17 protein-coding genes and 3 tRNA genes are annotated in these 16,963 nt (G+C 69.5%); 14 read left to right on the top strand and 6 right to left on the bottom strand.

The annotated features are described in order from the left end of the window. Positions 1-4 precede the first annotated feature (4 nt). From ACWZJV_RS00225 to ACWZJV_RS00240, 4 genes are all read left to right on the top strand, one after another. Positions 5-913, top strand: a complete 909-nt coding sequence (locus ACWZJV_RS00225) for a 5'-3' exonuclease (RefSeq protein WP_457182011.1) — start codon at positions 5-7, stop codon at positions 911-913. Between the two features lie 101 nt (positions 914-1,014). Then, positions 1,015-1,452, top strand: a complete 438-nt coding sequence (locus ACWZJV_RS00230; protein ID WP_008359737.1) for an SsgA family sporulation/cell division regulator — start codon at positions 1,015-1,017, stop codon at positions 1,450-1,452. A gap of 190 nt (positions 1,453-1,642) precedes the next feature. Next, complete coding sequence (locus tag ACWZJV_RS00235; protein WP_457179800.1) at positions 1,643-3,007, top strand: OFA family MFS transporter; 1,365 nt, start codon at positions 1,643-1,645, stop codon at positions 3,005-3,007. Further along, positions 3,004-3,105, top strand: a complete 102-nt coding sequence (locus ACWZJV_RS00240) for an MFS transporter small subunit (RefSeq protein WP_008359741.1) — start codon at positions 3,004-3,006, stop codon at positions 3,103-3,105. The genes ACWZJV_RS00235 and ACWZJV_RS00240 overlap by 4 nt, the downstream gene beginning before the upstream one ends. Positions 3,106-3,119: 14 nt before the next feature. Here ACWZJV_RS00240 and ACWZJV_RS00245 read toward each other — a convergent pair whose 3' ends face one another. Then, positions 3,120-3,941, bottom strand: coding sequence for an aminotransferase class IV (locus ACWZJV_RS00245; protein WP_457179801.1), 822 nt, complete (start codon positions 3,939-3,941; stop codon positions 3,120-3,122). Positions 3,942-4,108: 167 nt separating this feature from the next. On the opposite strand from ACWZJV_RS00245, the gene ACWZJV_RS00250 reads away from it, so the two are divergent. The 4 genes from ACWZJV_RS00250 to ACWZJV_RS00265 all read left to right on the top strand — a co-directional run bounded on the left by ACWZJV_RS00250 (position 4,109) and on the right by ACWZJV_RS00265 (position 5,140). After that, a tRNA-Gly gene (locus ACWZJV_RS00250) sits at positions 4,109-4,181 on the top strand. 35 nt (positions 4,182-4,216) lie between these two features. After that, positions 4,217-4,287 (top strand) — tRNA-Cys (locus ACWZJV_RS00255). Between the two features lie 34 nt (positions 4,288-4,321). Continuing rightward, positions 4,322-4,396: transfer RNA gene (locus ACWZJV_RS00260), tRNA-Val, on the top strand. 234 nt (positions 4,397-4,630) lie between these two features. Then, entirely contained in the window at positions 4,631-5,140 is a 510-nt protein-coding gene (locus ACWZJV_RS00265; protein ID WP_457179802.1) for a DinB family protein, read from the top strand. Between the two features lie 142 nt (positions 5,141-5,282). Here the strand turns inward: ACWZJV_RS00265 and ACWZJV_RS00270 are convergent, their stop codons facing one another. After that, a complete protein-coding gene (locus ACWZJV_RS00270; RefSeq protein WP_457179803.1) occupies positions 5,283-6,071 on the bottom strand; it encodes a DeoR/GlpR family DNA-binding transcription regulator in 789 nt (262 codons plus the stop codon). 29 nt (positions 6,072-6,100) lie between these two features. Here ACWZJV_RS00270 and ACWZJV_RS00275 point away from each other — a divergent pair, with 29 nt between their 5' ends. Then, a complete protein-coding gene (locus tag ACWZJV_RS00275) occupies positions 6,101-7,414 on the top strand; it encodes an MFS transporter (RefSeq protein ID WP_457179804.1) in 1,314 nt (437 codons plus the stop codon). Between the two features lie 387 nt (positions 7,415-7,801). Further along, positions 7,802-8,542: a DUF3841 domain-containing protein gene (locus ACWZJV_RS00280; protein WP_457179805.1), complete on the top strand. Its 741-nt coding sequence runs from the start codon at positions 7,802-7,804 to the stop codon at positions 8,540-8,542. Here the strand turns inward: ACWZJV_RS00280 and ACWZJV_RS00285 are convergent. Together ACWZJV_RS00285 and ACWZJV_RS00290 are read right to left on the bottom strand one after the other, a co-directional pair. Further along, on the bottom strand, positions 8,517-9,080 hold the full coding sequence (locus ACWZJV_RS00285) for a flavoprotein (protein ID WP_457179806.1): 564 nt from the start codon (positions 9,078-9,080) through the stop codon (positions 8,517-8,519). The two genes, ACWZJV_RS00280 and ACWZJV_RS00285, sit on opposite strands and share 26 nt — an antisense overlap. Before the next feature lie 77 nt (positions 9,081-9,157). Further along, positions 9,158-10,078, bottom strand: a complete 921-nt coding sequence (locus tag ACWZJV_RS00290; protein WP_457179807.1) for a DMT family transporter — start codon at positions 10,076-10,078, stop codon at positions 9,158-9,160. A 61-nt stretch (positions 10,079-10,139) separates the two neighbouring features. On the opposite strand from ACWZJV_RS00290, the gene ACWZJV_RS00295 reads away from it, so the two are divergent. Then, on the top strand, positions 10,140-10,706 hold the full coding sequence (locus ACWZJV_RS00295) for a TetR/AcrR family transcriptional regulator (protein WP_457179808.1): 567 nt from the start codon (positions 10,140-10,142) through the stop codon (positions 10,704-10,706). A 4-nt stretch (positions 10,707-10,710) separates the two neighbouring features. Here ACWZJV_RS00295 and ACWZJV_RS00300 read toward each other — a convergent pair whose 3' ends face one another. Beyond that, positions 10,711-11,604, bottom strand: a complete 894-nt coding sequence (locus ACWZJV_RS00300) for a helix-turn-helix transcriptional regulator (protein ID WP_008359966.1) — start codon at positions 11,602-11,604, stop codon at positions 10,711-10,713. 135 nt (positions 11,605-11,739) lie between these two features. Here ACWZJV_RS00300 and ACWZJV_RS00305 point away from each other — a divergent pair, with 135 nt between their 5' ends. The 3 genes from ACWZJV_RS00305 to ACWZJV_RS00315 are packed head-to-tail and all read left to right on the top strand — an operon-like array spanning position 11,740 to position 15,515. Further along, positions 11,740-13,056 (top strand): MFS transporter, encoded by a 1,317-nt coding sequence (locus ACWZJV_RS00305; protein ID WP_008359967.1) that lies wholly within the window; start codon positions 11,740-11,742, stop codon positions 13,054-13,056. 54 nt (positions 13,057-13,110) lie between these two features. Then, entirely contained in the window at positions 13,111-14,739 is a 1,629-nt protein-coding gene (locus tag ACWZJV_RS00310; protein ID WP_008359968.1) for an AMP-binding protein, read from the top strand. Continuing rightward, positions 14,736-15,515 (top strand): thioesterase family protein, encoded by a 780-nt coding sequence (locus tag ACWZJV_RS00315; RefSeq protein ID WP_457179809.1) that lies wholly within the window; start codon positions 14,736-14,738, stop codon positions 15,513-15,515. Before ACWZJV_RS00310 ends, ACWZJV_RS00315 begins: the two co-directional genes overlap by 4 nt. A gap of 7 nt (positions 15,516-15,522) precedes the next feature. Here the strand turns inward: ACWZJV_RS00315 and ACWZJV_RS00320 are convergent, their stop codons facing one another. After that, positions 15,523-16,962, bottom strand: coding sequence for an MFS transporter (locus ACWZJV_RS00320; protein WP_457179810.1), 1,440 nt, complete (start codon positions 16,960-16,962; stop codon positions 15,523-15,525). Position 16,963: the final 1 nt, after the last annotated feature.

Below are 16,963 nucleotides of genomic sequence, written 5' to 3' on the forward strand. Positions count from 1 at the left end.
TCGAATGCTCCTGCTGGACACCGCGTCGCTCTACTTCCGGGCCTACTTCGGTGTGCCCGAGATCAAGGCCGAGGACGGCACCCCGGTCAACGCCGTCCGCGGCCTGCTGGAGTTCATCTCCCGGCTGGTCAACGACTACTCCCCCACCGATCTGGTGTGCTGCTGGGACAACGACTGGCGCCCGCAGTGGCGGGTCGACCTGATCCCGTCCTACAAGGCGCACCGCGTGGTCGAGGAGCTGGAGGCCGCGCCCGACGTGGAGGAGGTTCCCGACCCGCTGCAGGTCCAGGTGCCGATCATCCGCGAGGTGCTCGCGGCGGCCGGGATCTGCGTCATCGGCGCCGACGGCTACGAGGCCGATGACGTGATCGGCACCCTCGCCACCGGCGCGGGGATGCCGGTCGACGTCGTCACCGGCGACCGGGATCTCTTCCAGCTGGTCGACGACGCGGCCGGCGTACGCATCCTCTATCCGACGCGGGGTGTGGGCGACCCGGATCTGGTGGACGAGAAGTGGGTGCTCGCCAAGTACGGCATCAGCGCCGCGCAGTACGCTGACTTCGCCACCATGCGCGGTGACACCTCCGACGGGCTGCCGGGTGTGAAGGGCGTGGGCGAGAAGACCGCCGCCAAGCTGCTCGAGCAGTACGGCGACCTCGACGGGATCGTCGCCGCCGTCGCCGACCCCACCACCTCGCTCACCAAGGCCCAGCGGCAGAAGTTCATCGACGCCGTCCCGTATCTGGCGGTGGCGCCGAAGGTCGTGGCGGTGGCACGGGACCTCGACCTGGACCGCAGCCGGACCGCGCTGCCCAGCGCTCCGGCCGACCCGGAACGGCTGCGCGAGCTGGCCGCGACGTACAACCTCAGCTCCCCCGTCGCCCGCTTGGAAGCAGCGCTACTGCGGGTGTGATCGGGGTCTCCCCGATTCGATTCAGAAAGTTTGTAGAAACGGCATCATCACCCGTTCACCGCTCCGTCTCCTTGGCAAGACCACCAAGAAGGAGCGGACGAATGAGCGACATCAAGCACCCGGCAGTGCAGCAGGACATCAAGATCTCGTGCCTCGACCCCTGGGGTCGAACGGTGGAGGTGCCGACCACCCTGGGCTACCGCGAGAACGACCCGTACGCAGTGAGCCTGACCTTCCACTCCGGCGCGGGTGACGTCGAGTGGGTCGTGTCCCGCACCCTGATGCTGCAGGGCCTGTCGGCCCCGGCCGGCGAGGGTGACGTGAAGATCTACCCGAGCATCGACGAGGACGCCAAGGCGGTGGCCGTCTTCGACTTCAGCTCCCCCGACGGCCGCCTGATCGCGACCGCGGACTCCGGCGAGGTGCAGACGTTCCTCGGCAAGTCCTTCTCGGCCGTCCCGGTCGGCTCCGAGAGCCAGCACATGGATCTCGACGCGCTGATCGCGGACCTGCTGAGCAGCTCCTTCGACGCCGAGTAGGCACTCCGCCCGCCTGCTCGTTCGTCAGCGCACCCTCCCGTCCCGGACATCCGGGGCGGGAGGGTGCGTGCTTTTCGCTGGTCGGAAGCGATCTCTCGCGGTTGCCAGGTCAACTGTGGTAGTGATGTGCGTCACCCGCACCCTCTCGGAGGTCACAGTGCTGCCAGCTTTCCTTTCTCGCGAGCGAACGGTGGCCGGTCCCGGCTTCAGCCGCTGGCTCATCCCACCCGCCGCTCTCGCGGTCCATCTCTGCATCGGCCAGGTGTACGCCACGAGCGTCTACAAGACCGCTCTGGTCGAGCACTTCGACACGAGCCAGACCGCGATCGGCGTGATCTTCTCGATCGCGATCGTGATGCTCGGCCTCTCCGCCGCGGTGATGGGCACCTGGGTCGATCGCAACGGCCCACGCGCGGCGATGACCGCGGCCGCGGTGTTCTGGGCGTCGGGCTTCTTCATCGGCGCCCTCGGCATCGGCAGCGGCCAGCTGTGGCTGGTCTACCTCGGCTACGGCTTCGTCGGCGGCATCGGACTCGGGATCGGCTACATCTCCCCCGTCTCCACGCTGATCAAGTGGTTCCCGGACCGGCCCGGCCTGGCCACCGGGATGGCGATCATGGGCTTCGGCGGTGGCGCGATGATCGCCAGCCCGCTGAGCGGCCGGCTGCTGGCGCTCTACGACCCGTCCTACACGGGTGACGCCACCACGGTGCCCGACGGTCACGCCGTGATGATGCTCTTCCTCACCCTGGGCGTCGTCTATCTGGTCTTCATGTCCTTCGGCGCCGCCACCGTCCGGGTCCCACCGGAAGGGTGGACGCCGGCCGGCTGGGACCCGGCGAGCGTCAAGGAGAAGAAGCTCGTCACCACCGCGAGCGTGTCTGCTCGCAACGCCGTCCGCACCCGCTCCTTCTGGCTCGTCTGGATCGTGCTCTTCTGCAACGTCACTGCCGGCATCGGCATCCTCGAGCAGGCGGCGCCGATGATCCAGGACTTCTTCCGCTCCGACGGCGTCTCGTCGGTGAGCGCCGTCGCGGCCGGAGGCTTCGTCGGGCTGCTCTCGATCGCCAACATGGGCGGCCGGTTCGTCTGGTCCTCGACCTCCGACGTCATCGGCCGTAGGCCGATCTACATGATGTATCTCGGCGTCGGCCTGGTCCTCTATCTGCTGCTGGCCACCGTCGGGCACGCCTCGATGGCGCTGTTCGTGCTGCTGGCCGTGGTGATCCTGTCCTTCTACGGCGGCGGCTTCGCCACCGTCCCGGCCTACCTGCGCGACCTCTTCGGCACCTTCCAGGTCGGTGCCATCCACGGCCGGCTGCTGACCGCCTGGTCGGCCGCCGGGATCGCCGGGCCGCTCATCATCAACGCCTTCCTCGACGCGCAGGGCGAGCCCGGCACCCTCACCGCCGACGCCTACCGGCCGGCGCTGCTGACCATGGTCGGTCTGCTGGCGGTGGGCTTCGTCGCCAACCTCCTGGTCCACCAGGTGCCGGACCGGTTCCACGAGCCGTCTTCGGCCGATCCCGCTGAGACCGAGAGGAGCGCAGCATGAACCCCAAGATCGTCGTCGCCTGGGCCCTGGTCGGGATCCCGCTGGCCTACGGAGTCATCGAGACGCTGCGCCGTGCGGCGCAGCTCTTCACCGGCTGAGCTCTTCCTTCGGCTCAGAGGCCGAGCAGGCTCGGCTCGTTCGTACGCCACGCCTCCTGCGCCGCCCGGGTCACCGGGCCGTGCGGGAGGGTGCGCGTGCCCCACTCCGTCACAGCCTGCACGTCGCGCAGGCTGGAGGTGAGGAAGACCTCGGTGGCGTACTCCTCGACCTCGGCCAGCGGCTCGTCGGTCTCCTCGGCGCCGAACCACTCCAGCACCAGGGCGCGGGTGATCCCGGCCAGCGGGCCGCTGGACAGCGTCGGGGTCTTCAGCGCCCCGTCGAGCACGTAGAAGATGTTGCTCCCGGTGCCCTCGCACAGGTCGCCCACGGTGTTGGCGAAGATCGCCTCGCTGGCCCCGTGCTTGCGGGCCTCGGCGAGGGCGATCACGTTCTCCGCGTACGACGTCGTCTTCAGGCCGCTCGTCGCGCCGTGCTCGTTGCGGCGCCACGCCACGCTGACGACCTTGGTCTCCGCCGGGTTCGGCTCGGCGTCCTCCAGGCCGATGATGACCGTCGGCGCGACCTCGACGCGGCCGGACCCGAACGGCGCCGGCCCGCCCGTGACGGTGATCCGAAGCCGTCCGTACGCCGTCGGGGCTGCCCCGAGCACCGCCTCCACACCCTTGGTGATGAAGCCGCGGTCGAGCGCGGGCAGGCCGAGGCCGCTCGCCGAGCGCTTGAGCCGGTCGAGGTGGAGGTCGAGCGCGAACGGCTGGTCCTCGATCACCTTGAGCGTCTCGAAGACGCCGTCGCCGACCACCAGACCATGGTCACGGATGGAGACCGCCGGAGCGGCCGGGTTGTCGAGAAGCTGACCATCGATCCACGCGCGCATGCGGCAACTCTATGACGTCCCTGGTCAGGGGCCGGAATGCCCGCCGATGGGACTCCTGGGGCTGATGGTGAATGACACGAAGGTGACCCCCGATTTGTCCCCCGGGTGCGGCTCCGTTAATGTTCTTCTCGTCGCCAAGGGCACGGGAAACCGGGCCGGAAGCACAAGCGGACGTAGCTCAGTTGGTAGAGCGCAACCTTGCCAAGGTTGAGGTCGCGAGTTCGAGCCTCGTCGTCCGCTCGGAGTAGGTCTCCACCGGAGGCATTGCCTCCAGCGGTGGGTTGGCCGAGAGGCGAGGCAACGGACTGCAAATCCGTGTACACGGGTTCAAATCCCGTACCCACCTCGAAGCACCACCCTGATATAAACTGAATAACCACGGACGATTGGCGCAGCGGTAGCGCGCTTCCTTGACACGGAAGAGGTCACTGGTTCAAACCCAGTATCGTCCACCAATGAAACCGGCCCTTGACCAGCGAAATGCTGATCAAGGGCCGGTTTGATTAGGCCCCATCGAATAGGTGTTCGACGGTGCATGACAAAGTGCCTGACAATCCTTCGGGCTCGATCCCCTCGACTTTCGCGAGAGCACGATGCCCGTCGCAATGCGTCGTACACCCTCATCTGCGACTTCGAAGAGCCCAAAATAGCCCCGGTGAAAGGGTCGGCCCGCGTGCTACGTTCGGGCAATGACCAGACCCGGTGAGATCCTCGGCACCGTGCTCGCCGCCAGCGAGCGCGAACAGCTCGAGACGTACCTGGATTATCTGCGCGACGCCGTCGTGCGCAAGGCCCGCGGGGTGTCGGAGGAGGACGCCCGGCGCAGCCCGGTGCCGACCGGCACCAACCTCGGCGGCCTGATCAAACACCTGCGGTGGGTGGAGCTGGGCGGGTTCGCCCAGCAGATCGGGCAGATCCCCGCCGCGGAGTTGCCCACGCCGCCGTGGACTGACGAAGACCCGGAGGCCGACCTGCGGCTGGAGCCGAACGAGAAGCTCGACGACGTCATCGCCGCCTACCAGGCGGCGTGCGACCGCTCCCGCGAGGTCGCCGCCCAGCACAGCCTCGACCACGCCGTCACCACACCGCGGGGCAGGGAGCTGACGTGGATGTACCTGCACGTGATCGTGGAGACCGCCCGGCACGCCGGCCACGCGGACATCCTGCGCGAGATGATCGACGGCAGCGTCGGCGACTGACGGCTCGCGGCGCGTCGTCGGTCCGCGTTCCGGGTCGTCGGAGAATCGCCCGATCGGGCTCCAACCGCTGCCCGAGCACTTCGAGCCCGAGGTCATGGTCACCCCCATCCTCGGGAGACCTCTGACAAAGGTGCCTCGGGCGTCAGCCCCCAGCCGAAGGCGGAGGTGGGGTTTCGACGAGGTGGACCTCGACGCCGTCGGCACGGAAGGGTGCGAGCCTGTCGGGATCGGCGTCGGCGGTGGTGACGAGGTGGGTGAGGTCGCCGAACTCGCCGAACCGGAACGTCGACGTACGGGTCAGCTTCTCGGCGGTGGTGATCAAGACGCGCCGGGCGCCCGCGGCCAGGCAGGCGCGTTTGACCTGCGCGTCCTCGTAGCTGGTGGAGGTCAGCCCGAAACCGGGCTGTGCTGAACAAGTTCCGATGATGGCGACATCGGCATTGGTCTCGCTGATGGCGCGCACGGCGGCGTGGCCGGTGAACGCGAGGGTGTCGTTCTCGACCGGTCCACCGGGAACGATCACGGTCGCACCGGGACGCGTTGCCAGCGCCGCGGCGGCGTGAAGAGAGAGCGCCAGCGCCGTGACCGGGCGACCCGCCAGATGGCGAGCGACCGCGTAACACGTGGTGCCGTTGTCGAGGACGAGGGATTCGCCGTCGGCAACCAGCCCGGCCGCGACCGCCGCCAGGGCGTCCTTGCGCTCCCGATCGGTCTCGAACCGAACCGAGAACGGCATCAACGTACCGCGCACGTCCGCACGGGTGACGCCGCCGCGCACGCGACGCACCGCGCCCTGGTCGGCGAGCTCGGCGAGGTCGCGGCGGATCGTGATGGCCGAGGCGCCGGTCAGGTCACAGAGGGCCTCGACGCTGACGGTGGTCCCGGAGGCCACGGATCTGATGATCGTTTTGTGCCGAAGTGATCGTTGCACGTGATCATTCAAGCACCTACGTTGCCGACGTGCCTCGCCTCCTCCCCCACCTCGCTGCCTCCCCCGGACGTGCCCGCACCGGCGTCTCGCTGATGTTCTTCACCAACGGTGTCCTGTTCAGTGCACTCCTGCCTCGCTACCCCGAGATCAAGGCCGCTTTCGGGTTGAGCAACAGCCAGTTCGGGCTGTTGGTCATCGCGTTCCCGGTCGGGGCGCTGATCGCGGCCGGGTTCGCTGGTCGGATCATCCGGAGAGTCGGCGCGCTACGAACCAACGGGTACGGCTCGATGGTCCTGGCCTCGGCGCTGGGTGTGGCCGGGTTCAGCCACTCGGTGTGGCTGTTCGCTGCCGCGCTGGTGGTCGCGGGGGCTGTCGACGCGGTCGTGGACGCTGCGCAGAACGTGCAGGGTGTCGTGGCGGAGCAGTGGCGCGGACGTTCGGCGATGAACTCCTTCCACGCCCTGTGGTCGGTCGGCGCTGCCACCGGCGGCGTGATCGGTGCTGCCGCCGCGGCAGCGAGCGTCGCCCCGTCCACGCAGATGCTGATCAACGGCATCGTGTGGGCCCTGGTCGCCGTGCTCGCGTGCCGGCTTGCGGCTGTTCCCGACGAAGTCCGCGGCGCGCTCCAGGTCGAGGCGGACCACCACGGCGTTCCAGCTGGTAGAGCCGACCGATCGGCGCGCCGCCATGCGTGGCGGCTGCTGCTTCCGCTGGTCGTGCTGGCGATCTGCGGCACCCTGGTCGAGGACGTCGCGAACAACTGGGCGGTGCTTTTCCTCGGCCAGACCGGCGCTTCGACCGCCATCGCCGGGCTCGGGCTCACTGTCGCCCTCGGTGCCCAGTTCATCGGCCGGCTCCTCGGTGACCCGATGACCGACAGGTGGGGCCGGGAGGGCGTGGCCCGGGCCGGTGGCCTGCTCATCGGCGGCGGTGCGCTGCTGATCGTCACCTCCCCGGTCTACCCGCTCGCGTTCGCCGGGTTCGCCATCGCAGGGTTCGGCTGCGCCACCCTCGTGCCCGCCGCGTTCGCCGCCGCAGGTCGCATCCCCGGGTTGCCCGAAGGCACCGGCATCGCGATCCTCGGATGGCTCATGCGGATCGGGTTCCTCATCACCTCGCCGACCATCGGCTGGCTCTCCGACCTCACCACCCTCCGTACGGCGATGCTCGTCCCCGTCGTCGCCCGGGCTCCTCGCCGCCCTCATCGCCCACGCCCGGCTCCCGAAGCGGACACCCCGACCGGAGTCCGCCGAGGCGACTCCCGCGGGGGCAACCGTCGACTGACCACGAAGAGTTGTCGGCACCCTACCCAGGAGTCACACCTGCCTGAATCGAACGTATGATCGATTCATGACCCGCACGCCAGGTTCCTCGAAGCCACCCGGCCTTGAGCCACCGATCATCGTGCCCCGCCCGGAGGCCCGGCACTGCTGGCGGCACCTGTCGCCCTCGCCGGGGAGCGAAGGGGACCCGGTGTTCCTCCTGGCCTGGGCGCACTCACCGGCAGATCAGTTCGGCAAGTACGTCTGGTGGGCTCAGATCGTGCGCATGACCACGCCGACGGACTGGTCGACGGAATGGGTCTCCGCCGACCAGCTCTCGACCGAGCGTTACGCCCCTGGAGACGCGGTGCCTGGTCGACGACCTTCGTCCAACGGGAACCGCTCAGCGCTTCCCGGGGTGTCATGAGCTGGTGATCCTTGTCGGTGGTCACGGCTAGCATCCGCTTCATGTCGGAACGAGCACCTCGGGCGAACAAGCGCCGGGGAGCAGGCCGGCTGTCTCAAGGGCTTGCGAAGCCTCGGCGGCTTCCGTGGTTCCTCGCGACTCCGGCGGCACCTCACGTCCGGGCGGACGCGGCCCCGGGTGCGTACGTCGACCTCCACACGTTCCAGACGGTCGAGGCCTTCGACGAGCTGCGGCGGACCGGAGTGCTGGAGGGGTCATCGCGCTATTGGATGGAGGACTTCGCCGAGGCCTATCGGTGGATGAAGCGGGAGATGGATCGCCGGCTTCCGACCTCCGGCGACGGGATGGTCTGGATGTGGGCCGCCACCACTCGGCGCGAGCTGCTCGCCTCGGCGCGCAGGGCACGAGGGGACGTGCTCGTCTCCGTGCGGGTTCCCCGCAAGCACGTGTTGCTCAGTCACTTCGGCGACTGGCACCACGTACTCAATCGGACGCTCCACATCCCCGGCGACCGCGATGTCCCGTGGCCGGACTGGGAGGCACGGTTCGATCGGTCGTGGGATGACTGGTCAGAACGTACGCGTGGCTGCGAGGAGATCCCGCTGGACTCGTGGCCCGGGTGGTTGCGTGAGGAGGTCGAACGGTCCTGGCAGGCGATCTTCGATCCAGCGACGTGGGTCGAGTCGTACGACGGGGCCTCGTGGGTTCCGGCGCGCTATCTCCAGGCCACGGCCCACCGGATCACGCTGGACGAGGTCACCCGCGCGGTTCGTCTGCTCTGAGCCCCCGCTCGGTGGCCTCGAGGATCGCTTTCCACGGCAGTCTCTGGTCCGGTGGCATCTGGCGGGGTGGGTGGAGGAGCCAGAGGTCGGGGCCCTCGATGAGGTATACGCCGGCGGCGCGGAGGGCGGCCATGTGGGAGGCCCAGGCGGGGTGCTCGGCGTGGGCGGCGTTGATGAGTGGGAAGAGCACGACGGGGACGGTCGTGAGGCTCTCGGTGACGATCGTGAGGGCCTGGTTGTCGGCCAGGCCCAGCGCGATCTTCGCGGTGCTGTTGAAGGTTGCGGGGGCGACGATGATGACGTCGAGCTGCGCCGGGTGGGTGCGCGGCTCCCAGGGGAGGCGGCTCGCGCCGCGTACGGGGAAGCCGGTCAGCGCCTCGATCCGGTCGGCCTCGCCGTTCGCGCTGAGCCAGGTGAACGCGGTCGGGGTCAGGGTCACCGGCACGTCATGGCCGGCGTTCACCAGCGGGGTGACCAGCTCGTCGCACAGCTGCTCCACACCGCCGGCGGCGCAGGCGATGACTCCGATGATGGCCACCCCGCGAGCGTACGTGACTCGGTCCCGCGGTCAGGATCACATCGACGACCCGTGCTCATCGGCGGTCACCGGTCCGCTCATGGAGCGATGACCGCTCGGGAGCGCTCGGCGAGGTGTGCGTGACGCCCTCGCCGAGCCGGCCCCAGGATCGCGACCACGCCGGCCGCGCTGAGGGTGAAGCCGGCGACCGCGATCGGCGTCAGGGTCTCACCGAAGACGGGCCAGGCCAACGCGGCCGCGACGCCCGGGGTCAGGTAGAGCAGGGCGCTGGCCGCGACGGACCCGTGGCGCTGCAGCACGATCAGATAGAGCACGTACGCCATCACGGCGACCAGCACGATGAACGCCTGGACCCTCCAGAACGCCGGGTCGGCAGGAGGCCGCCACCGCCCCGACGGCACCGCGATCGCGGACATGAAGCCGACGGTGACCACGACGTGGACGGTGAGCCGGTCCAGCACGTCCGTGCCCGTGCTCCACCGCTCACCGAGCACGGTTCCGGCCGAGAGCGCCACCATCGCGACCCCGGCCATCGTCAGGCCGTACGCCGCCCCCTGGCCGCCGGCGCCGAGGTCGGTGCCGACGACGAGCGTGACGCCCATGAGGCCCGCCGCGAGCCCGAGCAGCGTACGTGGCGTCAGCATGCGCCCGGCCAGCACCGTCACCGTCACCGCGACGAGCAGCGGCTGGAGGGAGGCGACCAGTGCGTTCGTACCGGTCGGCACGCCGTGCGCTGCCGCCTGGTATGCCCCGTAGATGTAGATCGCGTGGGACAGCAGACCGACCAGGCCTTCGCGCCAGAGGAAGGTCGCGCTCAGGCGGCGCCTCCGGCCGACCGCGATCGCGACCAGCGGCGCCGCGGTCAACAGGTAGCGCCACAGCATCGTGGTCTCGGCCGGCGCACCGGTCGCCGCCGCCATCGTGGCGCCGATGAAACCGGAGCTCCAGGACACGACGAGCGCAGCGAACAGGGCCAGGGTGAGCAGCACTCGGGACATACCAGCGAGGTAACCATACCGGTAGGTATACTTTCAGTGTCCTGAGCGAAGGAGATCCACGGTGAAGCGCCTGCCCAACCCCGACACCCCCACCGGTCGCCGGATCCTCGAGGTGGCCACCGCCCTCTTCTACGAGCGAGGCATCCGCGCGGTCGGCGTGGACCTGATCGCGCTCGAGGCCGAGACCACGAAGAAGACCGTCTACGACCGTTTCGGTTCCAAGGACGGGCTGGTCGCCGCGTACCTCTCGCGTCGCGGCGAGCTGTGGCACACCTTCATCGCCGACTGGCTCACCACCCATCCCGCCGACGGGCCCGAGCGGGTGCTCTCCGTGATCGACGCCGAGCAGGCCTGGCGCGCCGGCAGTCTGCGAGGATGTGCCTACATCAACGCCTATGCCGAGATCGGCAACACCGACCACCCCGGCGCCGAGGTCGTCCGCACCGGCAAGGCCCAGGCCCGCGAGCTGTTCGTCCGCCTTGCCACCGAGGCAGGCATCGGCGATCCCGAAGCCGTCGGCACGGCCTGCCACCTGGTCTACGAGGGCATGCTCGTGTCGGTTTCCGCGGGCGGGCGTGAGGCTGCCTACGACGAGGCGCGCGACGCGATGCGAACCCTGCTGCGCTGAGAGGTCAGTCGATCAGGCCGGCCTCGCGCGCCATCCGGACCGCGTGGACGCGGTTGTTGGCGTTGAGCTTGCGGGTGGCGCTCTTGAGGTAGGACTTCACGGTGCTCTCGACGATGCCGAGGGCCTCGGCGGCCTCGCGGTTGCTGTTGCCGAGCGCCACCTGGCGCAGGACATCGATCTCGCGTGCGGCCAGGCGCACGGCGGGGACCAGCTGGGCCGGGCGCTTCTCCCCCGGCGCGGCGGTGAGCCGCAGCACCATGGCCTCCAGGCGGCTGCGTACGTCGGGGTCCATCACCTGACCGGCCAGATCGGTGAGCTCTGCGGCCATCTCCCGGCGTTCGGCGAGGTCGCGCTTGGCGGCGGCCGCGGCCTCGGCCGAGCTCGACGTGGGAGCGGGCGCGGGGGCCAGCCGGGAGAGCCGGTTGCGGACCTCGTCGTCGATCAGGATCTCGCGCTCGAGGGTGCGGATCAGCGGACGCAGCCCATCGAACCAGACGCCACCGAGTCCGAGCCGCGAGCGGGAGGCGAGGTAGATGAGCATCCGCGGGCTCCGGTCGACCATGATCGGCAGGGCGGCGACGGTCTGGATCTGCTCCTGGGCCACGGCCGTGTCGTAGAGGTGGGTGATCCCGCGCGCCGTGTAGTAGTGGTCGACAGATCCGGGCTGACGGGTCTGCAGTGTCTTCCCGCCCAGGCCCTCCCCGTTGACGACCCGCAGACCGCGCAGCGAGATGCCCTTCGCACCACAGGTCGCGGTGATGTCGATGGCCGTGCCGTCGCGACGGACCGGACCTCCGAAGGCGAGATCCAGCCCCGACGCCGCCCGGAACGAGGCCAGCGTCTGGGCGATCCGGGACCCGTCGTACGGCGCCTCAGGGGCGATCGCGGGGGTGCTCATGACGTTGAGCGTAAGTGACGACCATCACAGGCAACAAGAGGCGCACCCCCTCCTTCGAGGGCACTCGTCCGGGGGTATCGGAGCGGTGGTGACGGTCCCACACTCGGTTCACCAATCCGAGTAGGAGGCACGATCATGGCCCAAATCGCGGCTAACCGAGCCGAGGTCGACGGGCGCACCATGCGCCGCGTCGCGACGGCGTCACTGACCGGCACCACCATCGAGTTCTACGACTTCCTCATCTACGGACTCGCCGCAGCACTCGTCTTCAACGCCATCTTCTTCCCGTCCATGGGCGGGCCCGAGGGCACCCTGGCGTCGATCGCGACCTTCGGCGTCGCGTTCGTCTTCCGTCCGCTCGGCGCGATCCTCTTCGGCCACTACGGCGACCGGATCGGCCGCAAGGCGACGCTGATCACGACGCTGCTGATCATGGGCTCCTCGACGTTCGCGATCGGCCTCATCCCGAGCGTGGAGTCGATCGGCAAGAGCGCCGTCGTCATCCTGGTGGTGCTGCGCGCGCTGCAGGGCATCGCGCTCGGTGGCGAGTGGGCCGGCGCCGCCCTCCTCACCACGGAGTACGCCGCCCACGGCCAGCGCGGGCGCTACAGCATGTTCCCGCAGCTCGGTCCCAGCCTGGGCCTGATCATCGCCGCCGGCGCCATGCTGACCACCTTCCGGCTGATGGACCCCGACGCCTTCGCGGCCTGGGGCTGGCGGATCCCGTTCCTGGCCAGCGCCGTCCTGATCGGCGTCGGCCTCTGGGTCCGGCTCAACATCGCCGAGACTCCTTCGTTCAAGAAGGTGCAGTCGGCCGGCACCCGCAGCGCACTGCCGTTCGTCGGGTGCATCCGGGACCAGTGGCGCCAGGTGCTGCTCGGCGGCGGCATCATGGCGATCGTCTTCGGAGCCTTCTACACGGGCGCCAGCTTCATGGTCGCGCACGCGGTCGGCACCCTCGGCCTGAGCATGACCCAGGCCCTGCTCGGGGTCATCATCGCCGCGTTCGCGATGAGCCTGACCGTCATCCTCTCCGCCTGGCTCTCCGACACGCTCGGCCGCCGCACGGTCCTGCTCCTGGGCGCCGCCTTCGGCGTCGTGGCCGGCCCACTGGCGTTCGGTGTCATGCAGCCGGGCAGCTTCGCGAGCTTCGCGCTCGGCAACAGCCTGCTGCTGTGCGTGCTCGGCCTCAACTACGGTCCGATCGCGGCGTTCCTGCCCGAGACGTTCCAGGCCAAGTACCGCTACACCGGCGCCGGGCTGGGCTACAACATCGCCGGCATCCTCGGCGGGGCCGTCCCGCTGGTCATCGCCGAGGACCTGCTGGCCCGGTGGGGCACCGACGGGATCGCGTACTTCCTGACCGCTCTGGCGCTGCTGAGCGTCGTCTGCCTGCTGATCGCCAAGGAGACCAGCCGCGTGGAGCTCGACGCGGAGCCGGTGCCCGCCTGATCCACCCTCTTTCGGGGGTGTGGATGTCGCCACGGTCTCGGTCATGCTCGTGGCATGACCGAGACCTCTTCCTTCACCGCTTCGTCGGCCCGCGGCGACATCGACGTCCCGCTGCTCGAGGAGACGATCGGAGCCAACTTCGAGCGCACGGTCGCCCGCTTCGGAGACCGTGAGGCGCTCGTCGAGATCGCCACCGGACGCCGCTGGACCTACGCGTCCCTGAACGCTGATGTCGACGCCCTCGCGGTCGGCCTCCGCAAGGCGGGCATCGGCAAGGGTGACCGCGTCGGCATCTGGGCTCCCAACTGCGCCGAGTGGACGATGGTCCAGTTCGCCACCGCGAAGATCGGCGCGATCCTGGTCAACATCAACCCGGCCTACCGCACCCACGAGCTCGCCTACGCGCTCAACCAGTCCGGAGTGCGACTGCTGATCAGCGCGACCGCCTTCAAGACCAGCGACTACGTCGCGCTCGTCCGCGAGGTCGAGGGCGACTGCGGCGCGCTCGAGAGGACGGTCTTCCTGGGTACGCCGGAGTGGGACGCGCTGCTCGCCGCGGGCCGTGGCGAGCAGCTGGCCGACCATGTCGACTACCCGCTCGACCCGAACGACCCGATCAACATCCAGTACACCTCCGGGACCACGGGCTTCCCGAAGGGCGCGACGCTGTCGCACCGCAACATCCTCAACAACGGCTTCTTCGTCACCGAGACGATCCACTTCACCGAGGAGGACCGGCTCTGCATCCCGGTGCCGTTCTACCACTGCTTCGGCATGGTGATGGCCAACCTCGGCTCCACCACCCACGGGGCGACCATGGTCATCCCGGGGCCCGGTTTCGACCCGCGTACGACGCTGCAGACGGTCCAGGACGAGAAGTGCACCGCGCTGTACGGTGTGCCGACGATGTTCATCGCGATGCAGGACGACCCGGAGTTCGCCTCGTTCGACCTCTCGACCCTGCGTACCGGGATCATGGCGGGTGCGCTGTGCCCGATCGAGGTCATGAAACGCTGCGTCAGCGAGATGCACATGAGCGAGGTCGCCATCGCCTACGGGATGACCGAGACCTCGCCGGTCTCCTGCCAGACCCGCACCGACGACGACCTCGAGCGGCGCACCGAGACGATCGGCCGGGCCGCGCCGCACGTCGAGATCAAGATCGTCGACCCGGCCACCGGCGCGGTCGTCCCCCGCGGCACGGCCGGCGAGTTCTGCACCCGCGGCTACTCGGTGATGCTCGGCTACTGGGACGACGACACCAAGACCGCCGAGGCGATCGACGCCGACGGCTGGATGCACACCGGCGATCTGGCCGTCATGCGCGAGGACGGCTACTGCGTGGTCGTGGGCCGGATCAAGGACATGGTCATCCGCGGCGGGGAGAACATCTATCCGCGTGAGATCGAGGAGTTCCTCTTCACCCACCCCGACATCGCCGAGGCCCAGGTCGTCGGCGTCCCGGACGAGCGGTACGGCGAGGAGCTCTGCGCCTGGATCCGGATGCGTCCCGGCGCCGAGCCCCTGGACGCCGCCGCGGTCCGGGCCTTCGCCGACGGCAAGCTCGCGCACTACAAGTCGCCGCGCTACGTGCTCATCGTCGACGAGTTCCCGATGACGGTGACCGGCAAGGTCCGCAAGATCGACATGCGCGAGCAGAGCGTCGCTCTGCTCGGCCTGTGAGCCGCCGCATGGCCTATTGGCACCGCACCGGCCCGCACACGTTCACCCCGACCGAGCGCGTCGGCGGCGCCTGGGACCTGAACACCCAGCACATCGCCACCCTGCTCGGCGTGCTCGCGCACGAGGTCGAACGGGACCGCGACGCCCGCCGCGACGACGGGCTCCAGATCACCCGGGTCAGCTACGACATCCTCGGCACGATCCCCCTCGAGGCGGTCGACGTCGAGGTCACCGTCCTCCGTGCCGGCCGCACGATCGAGCTCGTCGAGGTGCGGGCCTGCCACGGCGGCCGGCCCGTCGTGCTGCTCCGAGCCTGGCTGACCGCCGGCTATCCGACCGGCGAGCTCTCCGGCACCCATCACGAGGCCATGCCCGCGCCGGACGTGGTGCCCGCCTGGGACATGACCTCGCTGTGGGACGGAGGCTTCATCGCCTCCGTCGAGGTGCGCCGCCGCGACCTCGGCCCAGGACGGGCGCAGTCGTGGGTGCGTACGCCTCATCCGCTCGTCGCCGGCGAGGAGGTGAGCCGGCTCGCCCAGGTCGCCGGGCTGCTCGACATCACCAACGGCGTCGCCGTCCGGGTCGACCCGAAGGACGTCAGCTTCCCCAACCTCGACCTGACCGCGCACCTGTTCCGGACCCCGGCCGCCGGCTGGCTCGGGCTCGACACGACCGTCTCGTTCGGCCCGGAAGGCGCCGGCGTGACCACCACTGTGCTGCATGACGAGCACGGCGCCTTCGGCGTCAGTACGCAGTGCCTGACCGTGCGTCCGTGACGGCCGCTCAGCGGGCGGCCGCCACCGGCACCGAAGGGGCCGGTCGGCGCGCCCGCCGGCGGTCGGCGGCGAGGATGACCAGGGCGACGACCACGGCCAGCGCATAGAACCCGGTCGCGACATCGAAGACGACCGCGTAGCCGTGGGCCTGGGCGACCGCATCCGGGGCCGCGTCATGGTGCACCGCGGCGCCGTATACCACGGTGAGGAGCGCGAGCCCGATCGAGCCGCCGATCTGATGGGCGGTGTTGACCAGACCGGAGGCGGCGCCGGCGTCACCCGGGTCGACCTCGGCCATGCCGAAGTCGGTGAGGAGGATGATCGCGATGCCCTGGCCGATCCCCAGCACCAGGAGCGGCGGCAGGATCCAGGCGACGGTGGTGGTGCTGTCGATCCGGCTGAGCCAGGCCATGCCGATCGCCGCGGTGGCCAAGGACGTGAGCAGCAGCGCAGGCTTGCTGACCCTCGGGGCGGCCCAGCGCACGACGTACACCATGGCGAAGAACATGCCGGTCATCGGGATGTAGACGAACCCGGTGGCGAGCGGGCTGAGACCGAGGACGTTCTGCAGGTATTGGGAGAGGAAGTAGAACGTCGAGAACATCGCGCCGACGATCAGGATCCGGCCGACGTACGCCCCGGAGCGCTGCAGGCTGTGGAAGAGCCGGATCGGGACGATCGGCTGGGCGGCCCGCTGCTCGACGAGCACGAAGCCGACGAGCAGGACCACCGCCGCGGCCAGCGGGAGCAGGGTGCGAGGGCTGGCCCAGCCGATCTCGGCGGCCTCGACCAGCCCGTAGACGAGTGCCGACATGCCGACCGTGACGGTCAGCGCGCCGAGCATGTCGACGCGGCCGGGCCGACGCTCGGTCTCCGGCAGGAAGCGCGGTGAGAGAGCGAGGATCAGGATCCCGATCGGGACGTTGACCAGGAGGCCCCAGCGCCAGGAGAGGTATTCGGTGAAGACACCGCCGACGATGATCCCGACGCTCGCACCGGCCCCGATGACGGCGCTGTAGATCGCGATCGCCCGGGTGCGCTCCTCGGGCTCGGGAAAGCTCGTGATCAGGAGCGCCAACGTGGACGGGATCGCGAAGGCCGACGCCAGCCCCTGCAGCGCACGTGCCGTGATGAGGACGCCGGCCGAGGGCGCGATCCCCGCCAGCAGCGAGGCCGCCGTGAACACCGCCGCGCCGGCGATGAACACGCGACGCCGGCCGAGCAGGTCACCGGCGCGGGCGCCGAGCAGCAGGAGGCCACCGAAGGTGAGGACGTACGCGTTCTGGATCCAGGACAACGAGGAGTCGGTGAATCCGAGCTCGGTCTTGATGTGGGTGAGAGCTGTGGTCACGATCGAGGCGTCGAGGGTCATCATCAGCTGGCAGCCGAGGATCACCATGAGCACGACTGCCCGGTGTCGGGCGGCCCTCGGAGGTGTCGAAGACATG

Source organism: Nocardioides sp. WG-D5 (assembly GCF_054031175.1).